At 69.3% G+C, this 4,724-nt stretch carries 5 protein-coding genes; 1 reads left to right on the top strand and 4 read right to left on the bottom strand.

What is annotated here, in order from left to right; all coding sequences use genetic code 11:
* Positions 1-474, bottom strand: a 474-nt coding sequence (locus tag AB0915_RS38300; protein ID WP_366695906.1) for an ABATE domain-containing protein, incomplete at its 3' end; no start/stop codon positions are given.
* 57 nt (positions 475-531) lie between these two features.
* On the opposite strand from AB0915_RS38300, the gene AB0915_RS38305 reads away from it, so the two are divergent.
* Positions 532-1,164 carry a hypothetical protein gene (locus AB0915_RS38305; RefSeq protein ID WP_366695908.1) on the top strand — a complete coding sequence of 211 codons (633 nt, stop codon included), beginning with the start codon at positions 532-534 and terminating at the stop codon, positions 1,162-1,164.
* A gap of 583 nt (positions 1,165-1,747) precedes the next feature.
* Here AB0915_RS38305 and AB0915_RS38310 read toward each other — a convergent pair.
* From AB0915_RS38310 to AB0915_RS38320, 3 genes are all read right to left on the bottom strand, one after another.
* Positions 1,748-1,915 carry a hypothetical protein gene (locus tag AB0915_RS38310; RefSeq protein ID WP_366695910.1) on the bottom strand — a complete coding sequence of 56 codons (168 nt, stop codon included), beginning with the start codon at positions 1,913-1,915 and terminating at the stop codon, positions 1,748-1,750.
* Between the two features lie 368 nt (positions 1,916-2,283).
* Positions 2,284-2,739: a S26 family signal peptidase gene (locus AB0915_RS38315; RefSeq protein WP_366695912.1), complete on the bottom strand. Its 456-nt coding sequence runs from the start codon at positions 2,737-2,739 to the stop codon at positions 2,284-2,286.
* Positions 2,740-2,794: 55 nt separating this feature from the next.
* The gene (locus AB0915_RS38320; RefSeq protein ID WP_366695914.1) at positions 2,795-4,648 is read right to left on the bottom strand and encodes an ABC transporter ATP-binding protein; all 1,854 of its coding nucleotides are present in this window, start codon (positions 4,646-4,648) and stop codon (positions 2,795-2,797) included.
* Positions 4,649-4,724 lie beyond the last annotated feature (76 nt).

Here is a 4,724-nt window from a genome sequence, read left to right on the forward strand (position 1 = left end):
TCCCGTGTACTGAGCGGGCTGCCCGAAGGCCCCAACCCGGTGGTGCGGGTGCGCGCCTTCGGCCTGCCTGGCGACGGTCGCCAGCGCCTGCTCCGGAGTCGCGTCGGTGAGCCGCCCGGTCAGGGTGAGCTGGGGCGTCACAGGAGTCGTGCGCGCGGCGGTGTTCACCGCGTCGAACGCCTCCTGGTCGAACTTCTCGCCGAGACGGCGGTTGGTGACGAGCCGGTAGATGGCCTCGCGTACGGTCATGGCCACCCGGACGTTGTCCTCCCTGCCGGGAGTGACCATGTTCACCAGCCTGGACTCCAGGTACCAGGCATTCAGCCGCTCCGGCGTCACGAACATCTCGAACCGGGTCGCGCGCCGGGCCCGGAGAACTCGGTGTCCTACCACCTTCTTCTCCGGGGCAGAGGGCGGCAGGGTGCACTGAGGGGGATGCCCGGCCCCCGACCACGCCTCTGCGGGGCCTGCCATCGCGCATGAGTACGCGTGCTCATGCGCGATGGCAGACTGTGCTGTGAGCCTGTGTTCATGACGCTGAACAGAGTTCTTACGGGCGTGGGGGCGGCAGTGCTCGCGGTTGTGGCGCTGGCTGCGTGCGGCAGCGAGCAGGCCGGTAAACGGAAGCAGGACACCGCAGGCAGCGTGGGCGCGCAGGCGGTGGCTACCAGCCCGAGCCCGGATGCGCAGGTTGCGTCTATGAAGATGCTGGAGCGGGTGGGTGCGCCATGCGTGCCGGATGCCCCGGCGGCGGAGTCGGATGATCCGGGCCCGGGTGAGCATCCGCCCACGGGGCCGAGTGAGATGCTGCCGGTGGACGAGAAGCCGCCCACGGACGTGCCGTCCCCCACTGCTACGCCTGAGCAGCCTGAGCTGAGTGGAGTGGAGGCGTGTGAGGGCCGTGAGCATGGCAAACGCATTACCCAGGCGCTGATTGGCCTGAACAAGCCCACCACGATTCAGGTGAGGCAGAAGCTGAACCAGCTCGGCTACATCGACGCCCGCATCCACGGCCTGAAGGCCGAGCGGGGCGTGGTGCGCTTCTACCTGGACTTACGGGTGATGGGCGGGCAGCTCGCGCTCAAGGGGACTTCGGCCGGGAAGAAGACCACGGTGGGGGCGTTCGCGCACCCGGCGGAAGGCGCGTTCAAGCCGGGCAAGTAGCAGCGCTCGTTGATCTGTACAGGATGCCCGCGACTTGTCCGGCGTTCGCCGGGCGATCCGCCGGGTCCTGGCCAGGAGTCGGGCGACGAGCTTCTCCAGTTCCGGCGGAGCGTGCGGGCACAGGCCGCGCAGCAGGGTCCCGGAAACGGAAAGCCGCCAGTGGTTGGCCAAGTTCGGACGGCGACCGCGCATCGCCGACTGTCGGCGATGGGTAGCAACACAACGTCCTGGGCTGGGTTGGGCAGCCGGGAGACGCTGAACCTCACGCTGGTGGAGCCCGAGCTGATGGTGGAAGTCGGCGGCGACGACGCCCGCGACGCGGAACTGGAGGGCGACGGCCGCCCATGCGGCGCGGGCTCGCAGCCGGTTACCCGGAGGAGAAGTCTCCTCCGAGTAACCGGCAGTTGGGCCGGAGCACGTCATCGCCGTGTGACGGTGTGCTTGACGCACACGCCGTCACAGGTGAAGCGGAACCGGTCTTCAGCCGTGCCGCGACTGAGCTGTTCCACCCCGGGGATAACCCTCATGACTACCTCGTGGTTACCTGACACGGCGGACTTGGTGGCATGGGATGGGGCGTGGGTCAGCAGGTGCCGCTCTTCGCGCAGGGTCCGAGGCAGGTGATGATGTACCGGACGTGGTTCACGCACTTGCAGAACCGGCCGGCCTCCGGAACGCAGGCGCCTGCGCGCTCCTCCTTCAGCAGCTTGCTCAGCAGCTTGTCGCCCATCGTGCCGATCACACGGGTCATCGTGGACCTCCGTCGTAGGGGTGAAGACCGGACCATGGGTGAGGTCCGGCCGGGGCAGAAGCTATGTGGTCATTCCAACTGAGCGCAAGGGTAAGAAAGTTGACTGATTGCTTCCGGTTTCCCTGGGGAGACTGGAGGCGAAAGTGACCACTGTTGCTCGTGTCGACTCGGGGCTACATTGCCTCTGGCCCGGTCCTTCCAGGGAGGTGAGAGCCACTCGTGGCATTTATCGTGGGGGAGGCCGTAAGCGTGCCGAGCGGACACCGCCGTGAACCGCGGTTTATCGCGTGGGTCAGGCATCCGGCAGGTGGATGCAGTCAATGGAGGTTCTCCGAGCATCCCCGATGCCGGCTGCCCTCCGGGCGGAGTCAGTCGGCCGCATTCGGGAGCGGTCGAACGGGACTCCGAACGAGAACAGTTGGGCGGGTGAGCACTACGCCGAGCAGGGACGACTCGGGGACGTAGCCGAAGTGGCGGGAATCCTGTGTGCGGGCGGCGTCGCCGCGGACGATCAGTGAACCTGACGGCACCAGTCCGCCGTCCGGGGCCCCGACGATGTCGCGCACGTCGGGTGGCACGGGATCGCCGGGCAGGGCGGAGACCCGCTTGACCAGCCAGGCCAGCGGTTCGTCGCCGTTGGCGAAGGGGAGGGGGTTGCGGAAGACCACCGCGTCGCCGCGCCGCACGCGCGTGGTGCGGCGGACCAGCAGCCGGTCGCCGTCCGCGAAGGTCGGGGCCATGCTCGACCCGGTGACCCTGATGAGCGCGATGCGTGAACGCAGTACGCGTACGGAAAGGAGCAGCATGCCAGCGCCCGCTGCCATCGCCACCGTTGTCCGCCCGATACCCGTCATGTGACCGCCTTCCGTTTCAGGCGGCTCATGTGGCCGCCTCCGTGGTCCTGGTCCGGTTGCCCCTCTCGGTGTAACCCGCGGCCTGCAGGCCGAACAGCCGGGCGTAGTGTCCATCGCCCAGGGCCATCAGCTCGTCGTGGGAGCCGAGTTCGGCGATCCTGCCGTCCACCAGCACGGCGATGGTGTCCGCCTCGCGCAGGGCTCCGAGCCGGTGCGAGACCAGCAGCGCGGTCCGTCCCCGGCGATGGTGGCTGAGTGTGCGGTGCACTTCGTGTTCGGCCTCCGGGTCCAGGCCGGAGCTGGGCTCGTCCAGGATCAGCAGATCGGCGTTGCCGCGCATGAGCGAGCGGGCCAGCGCGACCCGTTGCCACTGGCCGCCGGAGAGGGTGATCCCGGGGGTGCCGTCCTCCTCGTCGAGGTGGACCCGGCTGAGCTGGGTCTCGTATCCGGCGGGGAGGTTCCGCAGGGTCGTGTCGATGCCGGCGAGCGCCGCGCTGTCGCGGATCCGCTCCAGGTCTTCGCGGTGCGGCAGATCACCGATGCCGATGTTCTCGGCCGCCGTGAGGTCGTATGTCATGTAGTCCTGGAATGTGACGCCGATCCGGTGGCGCAGCTCGGCCACGTCCATGGTCCGGATGTCGGTGCCGTCCCAGAGGATCGCGCCGCGCTCGGGGTCGTAGAAGCGGCAGAGCAGTTTGATGAGGGTGCTCTTGCCGGCGCCGTTGCGGCCCACCAGGCCCATCGCGGTGCCTGCGGGGACGGTCAGGTTCACCCCGCGCAGTACCCAGGGGCCGGAGGTGTCGTAGCGGAACCAGACGTCCCGCAGTTCGATTCGTCCGGTGAGTGCCGGCGCGGGAGCCTCGCCCCGGGGCAGGTCGTCGGGGGTGTCAAGCAGATCGAGATAGTGGCCGAAGAGCCGGACTCCCTCCGCGGCCGATCCGGCCTGCAGCACGATCCCGGTGAACGCCCCCTGCACTCCCGCGGCGGCGGCGATGAACAGCGTCACGTCGCCGACCGTGAATCTGCCGCGGGCCGCGCCCGCGATCACGACGACTGTACCGAGGCCGGCGACCAGGGCGTTGAGCGCGGCGAAGGCCGATTGCACCAGGGCTCCGCGCCGGGCCACCGCGAGCTCGGCCTCGGTGGCGTCGCTCAGCGCGCGGACCAGCCGGCCGTTCAGGAAGCCGCCGAGGCCGAACAGCCGGATCTCCTTGGCGGCGCGGGGGTCGGTGAGCAGTGAGCGGTAGAAGAGGTGCCGGCGCAGCCGGGCCGAGGTCAGCTCCCAGACCACCACCTGGCGGCGGGCCAGCGAGAGCCGGGCCAGCAGTGCGGCGGCGCCGACCAGGAACAGCAGGCCCACCATCGGTGGCCAGACGGCGAGCAGGGCTCCGGTGAAGCCGCTGATCGCGGCCACCGAACGTACGGCCTCCTGGGTGAACATGGTGATGTTGTGCGGTGCGTCCTCCGAGGCCTGTTGGGCGAGCCGTAGCCGGTCGTGGAACGCGGGATCCTCGAAGCGCCTCAGTCCGTGGAACTCGTCGACCTTGGCGAACAGGGTCCGTTCGACTTCGACGACGAGTCGTCTGCGTACCAACTCGTCGAGGTATGCGGCCAGTTGCAGCAGTACGGCGGAGAGTGCGCCCAGCGTGGCCGTGGCGATGCCGAGAGTGACGGCGTGCCGCGCGTCGGCGTGCGAACCGCGGCCGAGTTCGTCGAAGAGCAGCTTGGCGAGCCAGGCGGTGGCGGCCGGTGTCACCCCGACTGCCACGGTCACGCCGAACAGCAGGGAGGCGCCGACGGGCGTGGCGCGGAACTGGAGGGCGACGGCCGCCCATGCGGCGCGGGCTCGCAGCCGGTTCCCCGGAGGCGAAGACGCCACCGGGGAACCGGCGGGGGGGTGGGAGTGCGTCAAAAGCAACTGTTGGTGCGCGTGGTGAACACGCCGATAAAGGCGA

The organism is Streptomyces sp. NPDC048411 (assembly GCF_040704695.1).
In the GTDB taxonomy this organism is placed as follows: Bacteria; Actinomycetota; Actinomycetes; order Streptomycetales; family Streptomycetaceae; genus Streptomyces.